This window comes from Sporomusa aerivorans, assembly GCF_041428895.1.
GTDB classification, from domain to species: domain Bacteria; phylum Bacillota; class Negativicutes; order Sporomusales; family Sporomusaceae; genus Sporomusa; species Sporomusa aerivorans.
This window is the reverse complement of record NZ_CP156926.1, coordinates 535407-550202: the sequence shown is the minus strand read 5'-3', so window position 1 is coordinate 550202 and position 14796 is coordinate 535407. Positions and strand designations below refer to the sequence as shown.

Genomic DNA, 14796 nt, shown 5'->3' with positions numbered 1-14796 from the left:
AAAGGCTCATAACCTAATTCCGCTTACTGCAAGTATTTTATCAGCGCGCTTACATCCTCGAGTTCATCCATTTTTAAAACCAGTTGCTTAATTTCCTGCGCCGTTTGCTGATCAACACCGGGCACAGCCAGCGAAATAAACTTTTGTTCAAGACTGTCGTATTGAGGAATGTCATTCGCTGCGGTAACCTGCTTGTCGATGCGCCTGCCGTCTTGCATAGTAATTGTGACTTTGGCAAAACGCTTAGGAAATGCCTGGGTAGCTGCGGGATCCTCAAAGACCTGTATTTTGCGGGCGAGTTCAATAACCCGCGGGTCTATTAGTATATCTGCCGTAAATTCATCCAAAGTAACCTTATGGAACAGCAGCGCGCAGGCAATACAGTACGGCAGGGAAAACTTCGCCTCGTCATCACTGCCGTTTTTTAGTTGCGCGGTCAGTTCAACTGAAATACGATATGTGGCAATTTCGACGGCCTGTATCTGCTCAACGCTGATTTCCTGTTCCCGCATGATTGAGAATATTGCATCCAACGGCGAATGAGTATGCCCGCACGATGAGTACATTTTATAAAAGGCCGTATTCGACATAAATTCTTTGTTCCTAATTTGTTCCAGGTATCTAATTTCCTGGTCGGAAGATGTTGCCACGATAAATCCCTTTTTACCTGCAATAATATCCTCAGGCCCGGTAAAGCCCCCGTCAGACAGCAGCACCGCCTGAATGCCACTTTGGCAGGCATGCCCGACATTAAGCGGCTTGGCGTATGTACCAAATGTCTCCTGCAGGCCGGCTGACATTGTCCCGGCAATCCCCAGTGCCGTTTGCGTTTTGTTTTTATCAAAATTAAGAAGATTAGCGGCAACGGCTGCAGCCGCAAAAGTCCCGCACGTCGCCGTCGTATGCCAAACCTTATAATGCGACGGATTTACGGCAATACCCAGTCTGATTAACACCTCATAGCCGGCGACAATGGCTGTGATAATTTCCTTCCCCGATTTGGAGAAACCTTCCGCAACGGCCAAAGCAACTGGTACAGTAACAGATCCGGGATGGGCAATCGCCTGTCTGTGCCCGTCGTCAAATTCAACTACATGTCCGGTCAGGGCGTTAACCCACGCTGCCTGTGCAAGCGGGACTTTTATCCCCGCCCGCAAGATAGAAGCTTGCTCTTTGCCACCGTTAGCCCCGGCCATTGCGGCGGCAATCCGGGACGGCTGAGTGCGGATGCCTGCCAGCGCACAGCCAATCCAGTCCAAAATCCGGTATTTCGTGTCTGCCACAATTTCCGCTGGCAAATCGGTAAACTTGAGTTCGGAAATAAATTCAGCTACCCCCGCCTGAAGATCCGCCTGTCTGTTATTCATTCACTATCCTCCTCTCGTTCTTGACTAATCTTAGTTTCTAATTTAACTTATAATATATTATATATAATATATTATATATAATAACAAAGTCAATATGCACTACCTTATTATTAACGTCCAAATCGCATTTCCGTCCTTAAATCAATACACCCGGCGAAAAGTCAGTCCGGGTGTATTGATAGACATATCAAAGTTTAAACTTGGCTGTCATCTCATGCAATTCGCTGGCCATTCCGGCTAACGATCCTGCCGAGTTGGCGATTTCCTCCATTGATGCGGTAACCTGTTCAGTGGCAGCGGCCACCATTTCAGCCCCACTGCCGGCTTCTTTGGCAACTAACGCCACACTGTCAGTACTCTCATTCATCTGCAGCATAGCTTTAACCTGCTGGCGACTGGCTGCATCAATATCGTTAATGATTTTGACGGTGCCGGCAATCTGCACCAGGATATCCTGTAAAGCCTGCCCCGCCGTCTGGACAACAGCAACACCCTCGCAAACCTTGCTGCTATTGTTGTTAATGACGCTTTTGGCCTGTTCGGCATGCTGCTGTATCTCCGTAACAATCTGCGAAATTCTTTCGGCGGATTGCTGCGACTGCTCGGCCAGTTTTCGCACTTCTTCCGCCACTACGGCAAAGCCGCTCCCGTGTTTTCCTGCCCGGGCAGCTTCAATAGCGGCATTAAGCGCTAAAAGGTTGGTTTGCCTGGCGATATCGCTGATAACGTCAAGTATTTTCCCGATCTGATTGCTCTTTTCACCTAATGCGGTCACGACATCTGACGTCAATTTGCTTGAATCCATTATTTCATTTATTTTTACAGTAGCACTGCTCGCTGCTTCCCCACCCAGTTCAGCCGCCTTAGCCATCGTATCCGCCAATAAAGCTGCTGAATGGGTCTTTGCCGATACTTCTTTAGAGTTATTTGTTAAATTGTCGGCAATCCTAATAGATTTTTGAATTTCCAGCGTCTGCATCTGCGATCCCTGGGCAAAATCGGTCATTTTACCCGCAATTTGATTGCTGGCTTTCTCAGCCTCGTTCGCGGCGGCCGAAAGTTCCTCGGAAGAGGCCGCAACCTGTTCTGTTGTTTGTGTTACAGCCTGAATGAGCTTCTTTAAATGAGCCACCATCATATTGAAGTCTACAGCCAATTGCCCCAGTTCATCTTTGCTGATTATTGCAGCCTGATGGGATAAATCTCCTTCTGCCACTTTACGGGTAACACGCACAAGTTCATGTATCGGTTTAACAAAAATTCCAGCTGCATAAAAGCCAACCGCCACGGCAAGCAAGATTCCAAGGATTGTAAAGATAATGCCTGTCATTCTTACTTTATCGGCCGACTCCATTGCTTCCTTTGAAGGCAATTGGGCCACCACGCCCCAGCCGCTGGCAGCCACATTACTGTAGCCTGCCAGAACTTTCTGGTTATTATAAGTATAAGAGGTAATGCCGCTGTTGCCGCCGATCACTTGCTGAACCGAATCAAAGCCGCTAAAATCGGCCATCTCCTTGACCAGGCTCTCATCAGGATGCATGATGATTTTTCCTTGCCGGTCAACCAGGAATGCATAGCCGGAGTTACCGATTTGGGTGGCGGCGATTTTTTTACTTAAGGTTTCAAGATCGACCACCCCAAGCAACGAGCCCTTAAGCTTTTTTTGAGCATCATGGATGGGAACGGCGATAACAACAGATGTTTTACCTGTACTGCGTCCCATCTGCACATCAGAGATGGCGTATTCCACCCCACTGACTATTTTTGTAAAGTAATCCCGGTCCGCGCTGGTCGCCAGCACCCCCTTTGTTCTAACTGTCTGGACACCTTTACTGTCAGTGACTATAAGAGTACTGAGATTTTCGGTGCGGGCTTCGGCTTGCTTCATAATAGCCAGCTGTTTAGCCCGGTCCATTGACTGAATATCTTCCGTATTGGCCAAGGTCTGCAGCAACTGTACAGAGGTAACTAACGACGCATTGATATCCATAGCCAGAAACTGTGCGATCTTCTGGTTATTCTCGAAGGCATTTCCCGCCAGAGCCGAGCTGCTTACCGATGATGTTACGACCGTAGTCAGCAGCAGCGGCACGGCTGCAATAGAAATGAATACCGCGATTAACTTTCTTTTTATTGATTCCCTAAAAAATCTTTCAATACCCTTCATCATGATTCTATCGTCTCCTTAGACCCATTAAATTTCCTTAACGGCGGTGTTAAAGACTATTCCCGGTTTTTCATGATTATTTATATTGAGGGCTTACCAAATTGTCGTCTAAGCCAAATTCTTCAATACCTATATTTCGGAATTATATATTATATATAATATATAATTCTCTGTCGATTCAGAATTCCCTTTACGAAACAGGAGGACAGGTGTAAAAACAGGGGGACAGGGACCGTGTTTCAACAGTTAGTTAGATCAATCCAGGCCGATCCTATTAAATATTGTAATAGGTTAATATGGTTCCATTGATTTTATGCCACGCAAAAAAAGACATCACTGCGTATTGGCGCAAGATGTCTTCTTTGCTTTTGCAAAATTTGCTTGTCGATTAAAGCCGGTCATCGTTTTCTTTTAGATCATGCGAGAACAGCCGGTTAGTTGACCCTTTCCCACCAGCGGGAAAAAACTTGCTGCTGATTGCCGAGCTCTACCGGCTCGCCGATCATCGGTGTAAGCAACCGGTACTTTTTATTCTGAGTGGCAGCAGTTATCCGTTTGAACGGCTCATCCCAGGGATGGTTGGCAAGTGCGAACTTGCCGGCATGGCCTGGCAGTAACGCCCTGGCCTTCAGATCTTCAGCGGCCTGGGCCACTTCTTCCGGCATCATATGTATGTATGGCCAATTTTTGTCGTACTGACCATTTTCTAAAATTACAAGATCAAAACCATTTAGCCTGTCGCCTATTTGCCGAAAATGCGGCCCGTAGCCACTGTCACCGCTGAAGAATATACGACGTTCAGGAGTTACCAGTGCATAGCCGACCCATAGCGTCTTATTTCTGCTTAGCAGGCGGCCGGAAAAATGGCGCGCCGGCAAAACATGGACGATAAAGTCGTTTTCCAATTCCAGGGAGGTAAGCCAGTCAGCCTCATGGACCTGGCTTGCTGCAAAGCCCCACTGTTCAAAATAGGCTCCTACCCCCAATCCGCAAATCACATTTTTGATTTTGGGTTTCAGAGCGGTAATAGTGGGATAGTCCAGATGATCCCAATGATCATGAGAAATAAACAAATAATCGATCGGCGGCATATCTTCCGCCGTGTAGGGATTGGTTCCGGGAAAGGCCTTATTTATAAACGAAACCGGGGATGCATACGAACTAAACACCGGATCAATGAGAATGCGTTTGCCGCCCAACTGCACAAAATATGAAGAATGACCCAGCCAAATGACTACATCCTGACTTTTGTCCAGCGTCAGCAAATCGGGTTTCATTGCCGGAAGCGATTCGGCCGGTGCCGGCCGTTCTTTTTTGGCAACCAAAAACTCCCACCACAAAGCAGCGGTACTGCCTCCTTCGGCACGCTGCGGAGTCGGAATCAAATTCTGAAATTGCCCGTCAGCATAATTGGGCGAAGTTTGAATTTTTTCCAAACGGGCCCCTGCCGGCAATTCGCCAAATTTGGGCTGCTGTAAATAAATGCCTATACCAAGAGCTAATATGCCAAGAAGTATTAACAGCGTTAGCAGCATTGTTCCTCCCCATTTTTTCATGAAATTCTCCCAAAAGCTGATTTGGGACTCCACGTAAAACCAAAGGTGACGGCCGCGATGCAGGCCGCAAAGGCGACTGAAGCAGCGCCGATCCAGCTGATTGCCAGTATCGAGGAACTACCCATAGCGATTCCCCCGATACCGGCGCCAACGGCAAAACCAAGCTGCACGAAGGAGCTGTTCAGACTCAGCATGATACTGGCGGCTTCCGGAGCAAGCGAGACGATATTAAAACTCTGAGTCAGTCCAAACGTCCAGGCGGAAGCCGCCCAAAGCATAATCAGCACCATGGTAAAACTTATTGACCCAAAAGCAGCGGACAACAAGGCCAGCGTAACCGCCTGGATAACTATGCTGCCCAGGAGCGTGCGCGTAGTGCCCACTTGATCCGCTAAGAAACCGCCAAGCTTAGAGCCGATCAGGCTGGCAATGCCTAACGCAAAGAGAGCGCTGCTCAATTCCTGTTCACTCATGGGTTTAACAGAAGCCAGGAACGGAGTGATATAGGTGTTGAACACGGAATAACCGCTAAAAACGAAGAAAGTAATACCGAGGGCGGCAGCTATGTTCGGCTTTCTTAAAAGGGATAGTTGCCTGCCTAGCGGCGCAGGCGCTTCGCTTATTGTAGCCGGAATGGTCCGGGCTACGACGAAGATTCCCAACAGACTGAAAAATCCTATGATCCAAAAGATGGCTTGCCAGTCATACGCTGCCGTAATAACACGACCAATCGGAACGCCGAAGACAAGCGCCGCACTAAAGCCCATCGAGATGTTTGACATCGCCTCCCCTTGATGTCCGGGCAAGGCAAGCTTCGCAGTTAACGCAAAGGCGGTAACAATAAAGACACCCGTTCCGATCCCGAGTATGGCGCGCGAAGCCAGCAGGTAGCCGAAGCCCGGCAGGGCGAGCGTTGCTGCGATCCCCGTCAATAAGATAACGAGAGCCAGCAATAGCTGCCTGCTCTGGTTCATTTTCGCCGTAGCCATGATGACCAGGGGTGTGCCAATCGCATTAGCGAGCGCAAATGCGGTAATAAGCTGTCCGGCAGTCGATACCGAGACACCGGCGGAAGCAGCGACTTTGTCCAGAATTCCCACGATGACGAATTGTGACGTGCCAACCAGGAAACTGATAAGACTAAGCAGGTAAATTTTATAGGTGTTCCGCATGATATAGTATGTACTCCTTTGTCTCTATTGATAATCTTTGCTGATAATTAGACGTATAAGCTTTAGCGTCCTATTCTGATAGACAGCCATGAAAATGGTATCCACCCGATAATTGGTATTATAATACCTTGAGTTAACTCTAAGTCAAATACTTTTTTGCGAACTCTGTTATCTGTACCTTAGCCAGGGGTTTTGCTGTTAGCTATTCAGGCTTGGGGTTTGCACTCCAATTGCCGGGGCTGTAATTAAATTTCTTATCCACCCCTATTGACTTTGAGTCCACTCAAAGTTGTAGCATAAGACATAACGGGAGTTTTAAGAGTAAAGAAGGAGAAGAATACTATGGATAAAAAACTGGGGTTTGGCTTTATGCGATTACCGCTTCTCGACAACAATGACCAAACAGCCTTTGATACAAAAACAATCAATAAAATGGTAGATGCCTTTCTGGCAAGAGGCTTTACTTACTTTGATACAGCCTATACCTATCATGACTTTAAGAGTGAAGTTGCGATAAGAGAAGCTTTGGTTAAGAGGCATAACCGGGATGTGTTCACTCTTGCGACCAAGCTTCCGCCTAGAATTTTACAGGCAGTTGCCGACCAGGAAAGAATCTTTAATGAACAATTAGAAAAATGCGGTGTCGAGTATTTCGATTATTATTTGATTCACAATATTGGCGTGAGTTCTTATCAGCAAGCATTAAAATACGATACTTTCGGTTTTGCTATGGATAAAAAGCAAGCCGGCAGAATAAAGAATGTCGGCATGTCTTTTCATGACACGCCGGAGTTGCTGGATGAGGTTTTAACGGCACATCCTGAGCTTGATTTTGTTCAATTGCAAATAAATTATATTGACTGGGAGAATCCCGGCATTCAGTCCAAAATCTGCTATGAAGTGGCAAGAAAACATAACATACCGATTATTGTAATGGAGCCCTGCAAAGGCGGCAATCTTGCCCGGGCGCCGGAGGAAGCGGAAGAACTAATGAAGGCCTACCATCCGGCTGCATCCATTCCCTCGTGGGCAATACGGTTTGCCGCCAGCCAGGAAGGTGTCCTGATGGTGCTTAGCGGTATGTCCACCCTTGAGCAAGTGCTTGACAATACGTCCTATATGGCAGACTTTAAACCTCTTAATGATACAGAATATAAGATTGTAAATGCGGTAACTGAAATTATAAATGCAAATACGGCTGTTGCCTGCACAACTTGCCGGTACTGTGTCGCCGGCTGTCCCAAAAATATTGCGATACCTGATTACTTTGCATTATATAACAGCGCCAAACTCGCTACCTGCGATAATATTTCAAGTCAGTTTGTCTACTATATGAATCTTACTGCCAATCATGGCAAGGCCAGCGAATGTATCGAGTGTAAAAAATGTGAAACTGCATGCCCTCAGCATCTGAAGATAACAGAACACTTAAAAGATGTAGCTAAGACATTTGATGCTGCGCCGGCATTACCGGCAAAACCCAAATAATGTTACTGGTATCTGCCTAACAATAAGCCACCAGATTGGCTAAAATCTGGTGGCTTATTAATTCTATTTTTCAGCTGGTCTTACAATTTATTAATGATACTGGCGTTATAGGCTGCGCCGAAGCCGTTATCGATATTGACCACACTAACGCCGCTGGCGCAACTGTTCAGCATGGATAAGAGCGCCGAAAGACCGCCGAAGTTTGCCCCATAACCGACGCTTGTCGGGACGGCGATAATGGGCTTATCCACAAGGCCGCCGATAACGCTGGCAAGCGCTCCTTCCATGCCGGCAACCACGATTACTACCTTTGCGCCCCGGATGAGATCGATTTTGGCGAATAGCCGGTGTATGCCGGCAACACCTGTATCCATGATTTTTTCCACGCGATTGCCCAAAATCATGGCGGTTTCCGCGGCTTCCTCCACTACCGGCATATCGGACGTTCCTGCCGAAACAATGGCAATATAGCTGTCGGTAAGCTTCTCTTCCCGCCTGCGAATGGTGATTGTCCGGCCCAGGGGATTATATTGGGCTTCGGCGCAGATGGCTTTTACCGCCTCGTACTTCTCTGCGCTGGCGCGGGTAGCCAATATATTATTATCCTTGGTCAGCATGAACGCAATGATGTCTTTCACCTGTTCGACTGTTTTTCCTTCGCAGTAAATCACTTCCGGATAGCCTACCCGTATTTCGCGATGGTTGTCGATCTTGGCAAAGCCCAGTTCCTTGTATGGTAAGTCTTTCAGGATGTCCAGGGCTGCCTCGACTTCTATTTCGTTGTTTTTTACTCTTTGCAGCAGTTTTGTTATATCCGCCTTATTCATTGTTGCCTCCCGGGATAGCGAAAGCTATCGGCCGCATTATTGGTTTTCTCTTGTTTCGTTAAAACTGCCGACCCGATAGCCCTCTAAGTCTAAAGCTACATACGTAAAGCCGAATTCTTTAAGCTTCGCCGATATTTCTTCGAGGAGTTCCTCATTAAATAACCTGCTTCTATCCTTTTTATCCACTTCAATTCTTGCCAGATTGCCGTGGCATCTGACCCGGACCGCCCGGAATCCTCTGTCCATCATATACTTTTCAGCTTTTTCTATCTTGATAAAGTCTTCTTCCTTCAGTTCGTTGCCATAGGGAATTCTGGTCAGCAAACAGGCATAGGGCGGTTTATCCCAGGTGCTAAGTCCCAGTTCTTTGGATAAGCTTCTTATTTCCTGTTTGGTCAGCTGGCACTCCAGCAACGGACTTTTTATATCGAGTTCCGCCAGCGCCTTTAACCCCGGCCGGTAGTCACCGATATCATCAAAATTGGTGCCGTCAATAACATAAGCATAACCGTCCCGCTCAGCAATGGCTTTGATCTTGCTGAATACCGCCTTTTTGCACAGATAACACCGGTCTTCCGGGTTGTGTCTGATTTCATCAATAATTGGCGCTTCGAGGATTTCAAACGCTATCCCCAGTTCGGCCACCAATTCTTTGGCCTCTGCGATCTCCCATCTGGGAATATACGGAGATTGTATGGTCACTGCCTTCAGGTTATCACCTAAGGCTTCCTGGCCTGCTTTCAGTAAAAAAGTACTGTCTACGCCGCCGGAGAAAGCCAGGACGACTTTTCCCATACTTTTTAAATGATTAATCAGCTTGATATATTTTTCATTCTTTATCACAGTCATTAGCCTCCATCATTTCGCCGACTCTTTTGTCTGCTCTTCCCGCTTGCCGCCTCTGTCCTGGCAGCCAAGATACAGCCGCAAAACGTTAGGAATCTCAAGCTCTCTATGGCCTATCCCATAGCCGATTTTTTCTATGGCGAAGTCCAGCTGCTCGGTAAATTCGCTCACGTTAGCCGCCAGGATCGCGGCCCCGGTGGGCGTAGTTGTTTCAAAAGGCACGATACCTGATTTCACGGGAGTGTTTTTAAGAATTTCAACCGTTGCCGGCGCAGGAACAGGGATAATGCCGTGGGCGCATTTCACAAATCCGCCTCCCAGCTGAACCGGTGACGCCATAATCTTGTCCACTTTTAAATAATCCAAACACACGGCGGCGCCCACCATATCAATAATCGAATCCACGGCCCCAACCTCATGAAAATGCACTTCATACAGCGGCTTGCCGTGAACCTTGGCTTCCGCCTCGGCTACCTTCCTGAACATAGCCAGACTAAGCTCTTTTACCCTGTCACTGAGACTGCTGTTGATGATTATATTTTCAATATCCCTTAAATTTCTATGCTCATGGTGATTATGTCCATGGTCAGACTCTGTACCGGTCTGTGCCACATGATGATGGTGATGGTTATGGTGGTCGTCATGGTTATGAATAGGGGCTGCTTTTTTCAGGACTACATCCACCCTGGTGCCGCTTATTCCTTTTTTATTATCTGTTTTTACCTGCAGCTCATATTCAGTGTCCAGGTTGAGCTTGGACAATTCCCGTCTTACGTAAGCTTCATCCACGCCCAAATCCAGCAATGCACCCAAATTCATATCGCCGCTGATGCCGCAAAAGCAATCATAATATAGCACTTTCATTGTCGAGCTCTCCCATACCTGATTTATTTATCGTTATCCTGCTTGGCCTCCATGTTGAGTGTACCATCTGGAGTATACTCCAAGTCAAGTATTTTTTGGGAAGTAACTTATTGCCTTGCGTTAACAGGCTGGTAAAAAAACTGATCAGACCTATTGACTTTGAGTGGACTCCAGGTTGTAGCATAACAATGTACCACAGTTTAACGCAAGTTAGAGAGGGGAAAGAAGATATGTCCAGCAAAGTATATTTTGTAAATTTACGGGCAAGAACAGATAAGAGCAATAAAATCAGCAAAATAAGAAACTTGTTTGACCGTGCCGGGTTCCAGGAACTTATTGAGCCGGATGACCTCACAGCTATCAAGCTGACCTTCGGCGAGCACGGCAGCGACGGCTTTATTAGTCCTGTTTTTGTGCGCCAGGTGGTGGATAAAATCAGGGAAAAGGGGGCTAAAGCGTTTCTGACCGATACCAATACACTCTATTCAGGCAGCCGGCATAATGCGGTTGATCATTTGCTGACCGCGTTGGAGCATGGTTTTGATTATACCGTTGCCGGGGCGCCGGTCATTATTGCCGATGGCCTCCGCAGTGAAAATGTGACCGAAGTGCAAATTGATAAAAAGCACTTTGCCAAGGTGAAACTGGCGACAGACCTTGTCAGCGCCGACAGCGTCATTGTATTGTCTCACTTTAAAGGGCATGAGATGGCGGGCTTCGGCGGGGCCATAAAAAATCTGGCCATGGGCGGAGCGCCGGCGATTGGTAAAAAAGAGCAGCATGCCACCAGGATTCTAGTCGATCAGGCTAAATGCGTCGGCTGTGAGAAATGCAGTGGCGTTTGTCCGGAAAAGGCCATTACTGTGAGTGAAAAGAAAGCAAGCATCGCTCTGGATACCTGTATCGGCTGCGGCGAGTGCTTGACGGTTTGCCCGGTAAAAGCCATTGGCATGGACTGGGCGACAGACATAGCAGCTCTGTTGGAACGCATGACCGAATACGGCTATGGCCTAGCCAAGGCGCACGAGAAACGGATAGGTTATATCAATTTCCTGGTGAATATTACGCCGGATTGCGATTGTGTTTCCTGGAGCGATGCGCCGATTGTGCCTGATATCGGTTTTTTGGCATCCACGGACCCGGTAGCCATCGACCAGGCTAGTTTTGATCTGGTCAATAAACAGCTTGGCTTCACAAATTCCTTGCTTGCCTGCAATCATGAAGCCGGCGCGGATAAGTTTCATGGCTTGCGCGCCCATGTAGACGGCACTGTCCAGTTGCGATACGGTGAAGAAATCGGCATGGGCAGCCGTGATTACGAATTAATCGTCCTGTAGAATTGCCGGTAATCGCCAGACAGGAGTATCGTCCAGGAGATTAGGGAGGTATGGATGAAAAGAAAAGCCAAACAAGTTGTCATGACTATTTCCATAATGGGGGTAATGTTTTCCTTTTATACTCTGTACTATAGTTTCCTGGCTGATATCTTCTATACAATGACCGACGAACAATATGCCCGGGAAGCACAGAAAATCGTGAATGGCACTTTTTCGCCTTGTCAAACTCAGGCAAGAAAGAGTGACTAGCAAGCCAAACCGGCATAAGCAAGCAGGCTCAAATGAAGATTTGAGTCTGCTTGCTTATTCAATATTGAGCGTTGATCGTTTATTCCAGATGCCAGCTTATGCATTCTTTCCCATTGCATAAGCCTCTTCCATGGCAGGCTGTCCTTTAATGTCGCCGATATTCCAGGCGCCAATTCCGTAAAGAATCCCCTTTTCCTTGGCCCCGCCAAGACAGGAAGTAAATCCTCTGAGTCCTTCGATTGTCCTCTCCATGGCCTGCTCTCTGCCATCCGCCGCAGTTATGATGAAATACATCTCTTTATTGTTGATTTTGGTATACCTTGAATAGGTTCTGTCAATGAGAGTTTTCAGTTGTGCGTCCATGCTATAAAAATAAACGGGCGTTGCCAGGACAATCACGTCCGCCGCTATCATCTTCGCCAGGATCTCAGCCATGTCATCCTGCTGAATACAGTTGCCGCTATTCCCCTTACAGGCATCACAGGCGACACAATAATTGATTTTTTTGTCCCTTAGAAATATTTTCTCGGCCTGCTTCCCCGCTGTTTGCGCACCAAGCATAAACTGGTCGCATAATGTATCCGAATTTCCACCTTTTCTCGGACTGGCCGACAACACTAAAACCTTTTTGCTCATTAATATCACCTCAATATATTATTGCGCGGTTAACTCCAAGCTACTATCTGGAGCTGACTCAAAGTCAAGTATTTTATCCGACGACTAACCCGCGCTAAGACCCCCACTTCCACAAGTGGGAGTTAAGAGCGGCTAAGTCCCTGGATAAGGGCAACTAACCTTCATATGGGGTTAAAGCCCCATATGAAGCTAAGTCTACTTTATTATGTTGCAGATCAAAGACCTGAGCTTTGTTTGCGAAACCTGGCGGAAAAACACCTGCTGTGTGTAATGCAAAATTCCGGCGGCAATAAAACAGAACACGAACTTTATGGTCTTATATAGCAGTCATAACCATACGAATATTATATAACTTGTATAGTTTTTCAGCTGCGAGGTGCTGGGCTTGGAAGAATTCAAATTAGTTCCTGAGGAGTCCATTTTCTTTAATCTTACGCCGGAAGAGATCTCGTTATATTTTTTCTTGCTGGGCCTTGCTGTTTCGGAGACGCTAACAATTGATGAACTTAATGTTTTGGCAAACGGACTTTTTGAATGGGCGCAGGTAATGTTTGTTATTGCTTCACAGCGTACGTTGCTTAGTGATGCTATACAAGCGCAAAAGGAGGCTGCTAAAACGAAAGAGGATAAGACATCCGTAGAAGATTTCGCATCAGAAATAAAACAGTTACGGGAACAATGCAAACACCTGCAAGAACAAATTGATCAATTAAATAAACAAATCCTGAAACTGTGAATGCCCTGGGCTGCCGTTGCAGCACCGGTCGAACAATAGGCTCCAACCACTCCCCCTTCCTAAAATGAGACAGGACAACTGTAGTTAACCCAACAGTTGTCCTCACAAACTAAAGCAAGGCTTGCCATAGCTAACAAAAGCACTCCTTGAACTGTCGCTATGTGGCCGCTTCCGTCTCATCGTTTGCCATTTTGCGCAACAGCACCCGCGTAACCCGCATATTATCCACTTCTTCGATCATTAACGCATAATCGGCATAATCTACCTGCTGGCCGATCCGGGGCGGCATTTCCACCCGGGACGACATCCAGCCGCCAAGCGTATCAACATCCTCGGCATCCAGATCCAGTCCAAACACTTCGTTGACTTCCTCAATAAGCAGGCGTCCGTCCACCGAATGAACATGCTCCTCGCGCATCTCGACAGACGGCCGTTCCTCATCAAATTCATCCTGAATTTCGCCGACGATTTCTTCCAGAATATCCTCGACCGTCACCAGGCCGGCCGTACCGCCGTACTCATCAATCACAAGCGCAATTTGGGCCCGTTCTTTTTGCATCAGCTTCAGCAAATTACTGATCGGCATGGTTTCCGGTATAGCTATAATCTCCCGTACCATCTCCTTCAGCCCGGGGGACTCCCCCTTGGCCAGCGCCGCCAGTAAGTCCTTAATGTGTACAAAGCCGATAATATGGTCTTTGTCCGGGTCGCAGACCGGGTAACGGGTAAGCTGCTCTTCCAGGGCCTTTTCCAGGTTGATGGCAAAGGAATCCTCGGCATACAGGCAGACCATATCAGTCCGCGGAATCATAACTTCATTTACATGCCGCTCGGCAAAATCAAATATATTATCGACATAAGTCAGTTCTGTCTGATTGATATAGCCCTGCTGATGGCTCTCCGCCATCAAAATGCGGATTTCTTCCTCCGTATGAGCGGCCTCATGCTCGCTGGCAACTTCAATGCCCACTGTCCGCAAGATCCAGTTAGCCAGGCTATTTAATACCCAGATGAAGGGAAACATCAATTTATAAAACGCGATGAGCGGCACCGACGTCCAGATGGTTACACTGTCGGCCTTCTGGATAGCCAGTGATTTCGGCGCCAGTTCACCGAGAATAATATGCAGCGCTGTAATAATTGAAAAGGCGACGGCAAATGCAATAGTATGAATCATAGCTTCTGAGAAGCCAATGTCGGCCAGTACCGGCTCAATCAAATTGGCAATCGCCGGTTCGCCAATCCAGCCCAGTCCCAGCGAAGCCAGAGTAATGCCAAGCTGGCAGGCAGATAAATAGGCGTCCAGATTATCGACCAGCCGTTTCGCATATTTTGCCCGTGTGTTCCCCTCCTGCAGCAGCGTATCAATCCGCGTACTGCGCACTTTGACCATAGCAAACTCAGCGGCAACAAAAAAGCCGTTTAACAATACCAGAAACATGACCAGAAAGATATTCCACACTATAGACGCTGGGTCCAATTAATTCCGATTTTCCCGGAAAAGCCAGGAAAATCAGTTCACCTCCTTTTTGATTAACCAGATTTTTT

The 14796-nt window shown here is 47.3% G+C and carries 13 protein-coding genes; 4 read left to right on the top strand and 9 right to left on the bottom strand.

Translation table 11 applies throughout. From position 1 onward, the window contains the following. Positions 1-23 precede the first annotated feature (23 nt). The 4 genes from SATMO3_RS02540 to SATMO3_RS02525 form a co-directional block, all read right to left on the bottom strand. The gene (locus SATMO3_RS02540) at positions 24-1367 is read right to left on the bottom strand and encodes an MmgE/PrpD family protein (protein WP_371377042.1); all 1344 of its coding nucleotides are present in this window, start codon (positions 1365-1367) and stop codon (positions 24-26) included. A gap of 187 nt (positions 1368-1554) precedes the next feature. Continuing rightward, a complete protein-coding gene (locus SATMO3_RS02535; protein ID WP_371377039.1) occupies positions 1555-3540 on the bottom strand; it encodes a methyl-accepting chemotaxis protein in 1986 nt (661 codons plus the stop codon). A gap of 431 nt (positions 3541-3971) precedes the next feature. Continuing rightward, positions 3972-5093: an MBL fold metallo-hydrolase gene (locus SATMO3_RS02530; RefSeq protein ID WP_371377036.1), complete on the bottom strand. Its 1122-nt coding sequence runs from the start codon at positions 5091-5093 to the stop codon at positions 3972-3974. Next, positions 5090-6265: an MFS transporter gene (locus SATMO3_RS02525; protein ID WP_371377033.1), complete on the bottom strand. Its 1176-nt coding sequence runs from the start codon at positions 6263-6265 to the stop codon at positions 5090-5092. Before SATMO3_RS02525 ends, SATMO3_RS02530 begins: the two co-directional genes overlap by 4 nt. 342 nt (positions 6266-6607) lie before the next feature. Here SATMO3_RS02525 and SATMO3_RS02520 point away from each other — a divergent pair, with 342 nt between their 5' ends. Next, complete coding sequence (locus tag SATMO3_RS02520; protein ID WP_371377030.1) at positions 6608-7753, top strand: aldo/keto reductase; 1146 nt, start codon at positions 6608-6610, stop codon at positions 7751-7753. Positions 7754-7833: 80 nt separating this feature from the next. Here the strand turns inward: SATMO3_RS02520 and larB are convergent, their stop codons facing one another. The 3 genes from larB to SATMO3_RS02505 are packed head-to-tail and all read right to left on the bottom strand — an operon-like array spanning position 7834 to position 10290. Beyond that, positions 7834-8580, bottom strand: coding sequence for a nickel pincer cofactor biosynthesis protein LarB (gene larB / locus SATMO3_RS02515; protein WP_371377027.1), 747 nt, complete (start codon positions 8578-8580; stop codon positions 7834-7836). 36 nt (positions 8581-8616) lie between these two features. Next, a complete protein-coding gene (larE, locus tag SATMO3_RS02510; protein ID WP_371377024.1) occupies positions 8617-9423 on the bottom strand; it encodes an ATP-dependent sacrificial sulfur transferase LarE in 807 nt (268 codons plus the stop codon). A gap of 15 nt (positions 9424-9438) precedes the next feature. Then, entirely contained in the window at positions 9439-10290 is an 852-nt protein-coding gene (locus SATMO3_RS02505; RefSeq protein ID WP_371377021.1) for a LarC family nickel insertion protein, read from the bottom strand. A gap of 230 nt (positions 10291-10520) precedes the next feature. Between SATMO3_RS02505 and SATMO3_RS02500 the strand changes: the two genes are divergently transcribed. Then, the gene (locus tag SATMO3_RS02500) at positions 10521-11627 is read left to right on the top strand and encodes a DUF362 domain-containing protein (RefSeq protein WP_371377019.1); all 1107 of its coding nucleotides are present in this window, start codon (positions 10521-10523) and stop codon (positions 11625-11627) included. A gap of 54 nt (positions 11628-11681) precedes the next feature. Continuing rightward, positions 11682-11876, top strand: coding sequence for a hypothetical protein (locus tag SATMO3_RS02495; protein ID WP_371377016.1), 195 nt, complete (start codon positions 11682-11684; stop codon positions 11874-11876). Positions 11877-11972: 96 nt separating this feature from the next. On the opposite strand, the gene SATMO3_RS02490 is transcribed toward SATMO3_RS02495, so the two are convergent. Then, positions 11973-12512 carry a flavodoxin family protein gene (locus SATMO3_RS02490; RefSeq protein ID WP_371377013.1) on the bottom strand — a complete coding sequence of 180 codons (540 nt, stop codon included), beginning with the start codon at positions 12510-12512 and terminating at the stop codon, positions 11973-11975. Between the two features lie 385 nt (positions 12513-12897). Between SATMO3_RS02490 and SATMO3_RS02485 the strand changes: the two genes are divergently transcribed. Beyond that, a complete protein-coding gene (locus SATMO3_RS02485; RefSeq protein WP_371377010.1) occupies positions 12898-13248 on the top strand; it encodes a hypothetical protein in 351 nt (116 codons plus the stop codon). Between the two features lie 157 nt (positions 13249-13405). On the opposite strand, the gene SATMO3_RS02480 is transcribed toward SATMO3_RS02485, so the two are convergent. Beyond that, the gene (locus SATMO3_RS02480; RefSeq protein WP_371381659.1) at positions 13406-14689 is read right to left on the bottom strand and encodes a hemolysin family protein; all 1284 of its coding nucleotides are present in this window, start codon (positions 14687-14689) and stop codon (positions 13406-13408) included. Between the last annotated feature and the right edge of the window lie 107 nt (positions 14690-14796).

Excerpts from the sequence above, each read along its gene's own strand:
- SATMO3_RS02525 (WP_371377033.1), bottom strand. The coding sequence starts at position 6,265 with ATGCGGAACACCTATAAAATTTACCTGCTTAGTCTTATCAGTTTCCTG.
- SATMO3_RS02495 (WP_371377016.1), top strand. The coding sequence starts at position 11,682 with ATGAAAAGAAAAGCCAAACAAGTTGTCATGACTATTTCCATAATGGGG.
- SATMO3_RS02505 (WP_371377021.1), bottom strand. The coding sequence starts at position 10,290 with ATGAAAGTGCTATATTATGATTGCTTTTGCGGCATCAGCGGCGATATG.
- SATMO3_RS02520 (WP_371377030.1), top strand. The coding sequence starts at position 6,608 with ATGGATAAAAAACTGGGGTTTGGCTTTATGCGATTACCGCTTCTCGAC.
- SATMO3_RS02535 (WP_371377039.1), bottom strand. The coding sequence starts at position 3,540 with ATGATGAAGGGTATTGAAAGATTTTTTAGGGAATCAATAAAAAGAAAG.
- SATMO3_RS02490 (WP_371377013.1), bottom strand. The coding sequence starts at position 12,512 with ATGAGCAAAAAGGTTTTAGTGTTGTCGGCCAGTCCGAGAAAAGGTGGA.
- SATMO3_RS02540 (WP_371377042.1), bottom strand. The coding sequence starts at position 1,367 with ATGAATAACAGACAGGCGGATCTTCAGGCGGGGGTAGCTGAATTTATT.
- SATMO3_RS02480 (WP_371381659.1), bottom strand. The coding sequence starts at position 14,689 with ATGTTTCTGGTATTGTTAAACGGCTTTTTTGTTGCCGCTGAGTTTGCT.
- larB (WP_371377027.1), bottom strand. The coding sequence starts at position 8,580 with ATGAATAAGGCGGATATAACAAAACTGCTGCAAAGAGTAAAAAACAAC.
- SATMO3_RS02500 (WP_371377019.1), top strand. The coding sequence starts at position 10,521 with ATGTCCAGCAAAGTATATTTTGTAAATTTACGGGCAAGAACAGATAAG.
- SATMO3_RS02530 (WP_371377036.1), bottom strand. The coding sequence starts at position 5,093 with ATGAAAAAATGGGGAGGAACAATGCTGCTAACGCTGTTAATACTTCTT.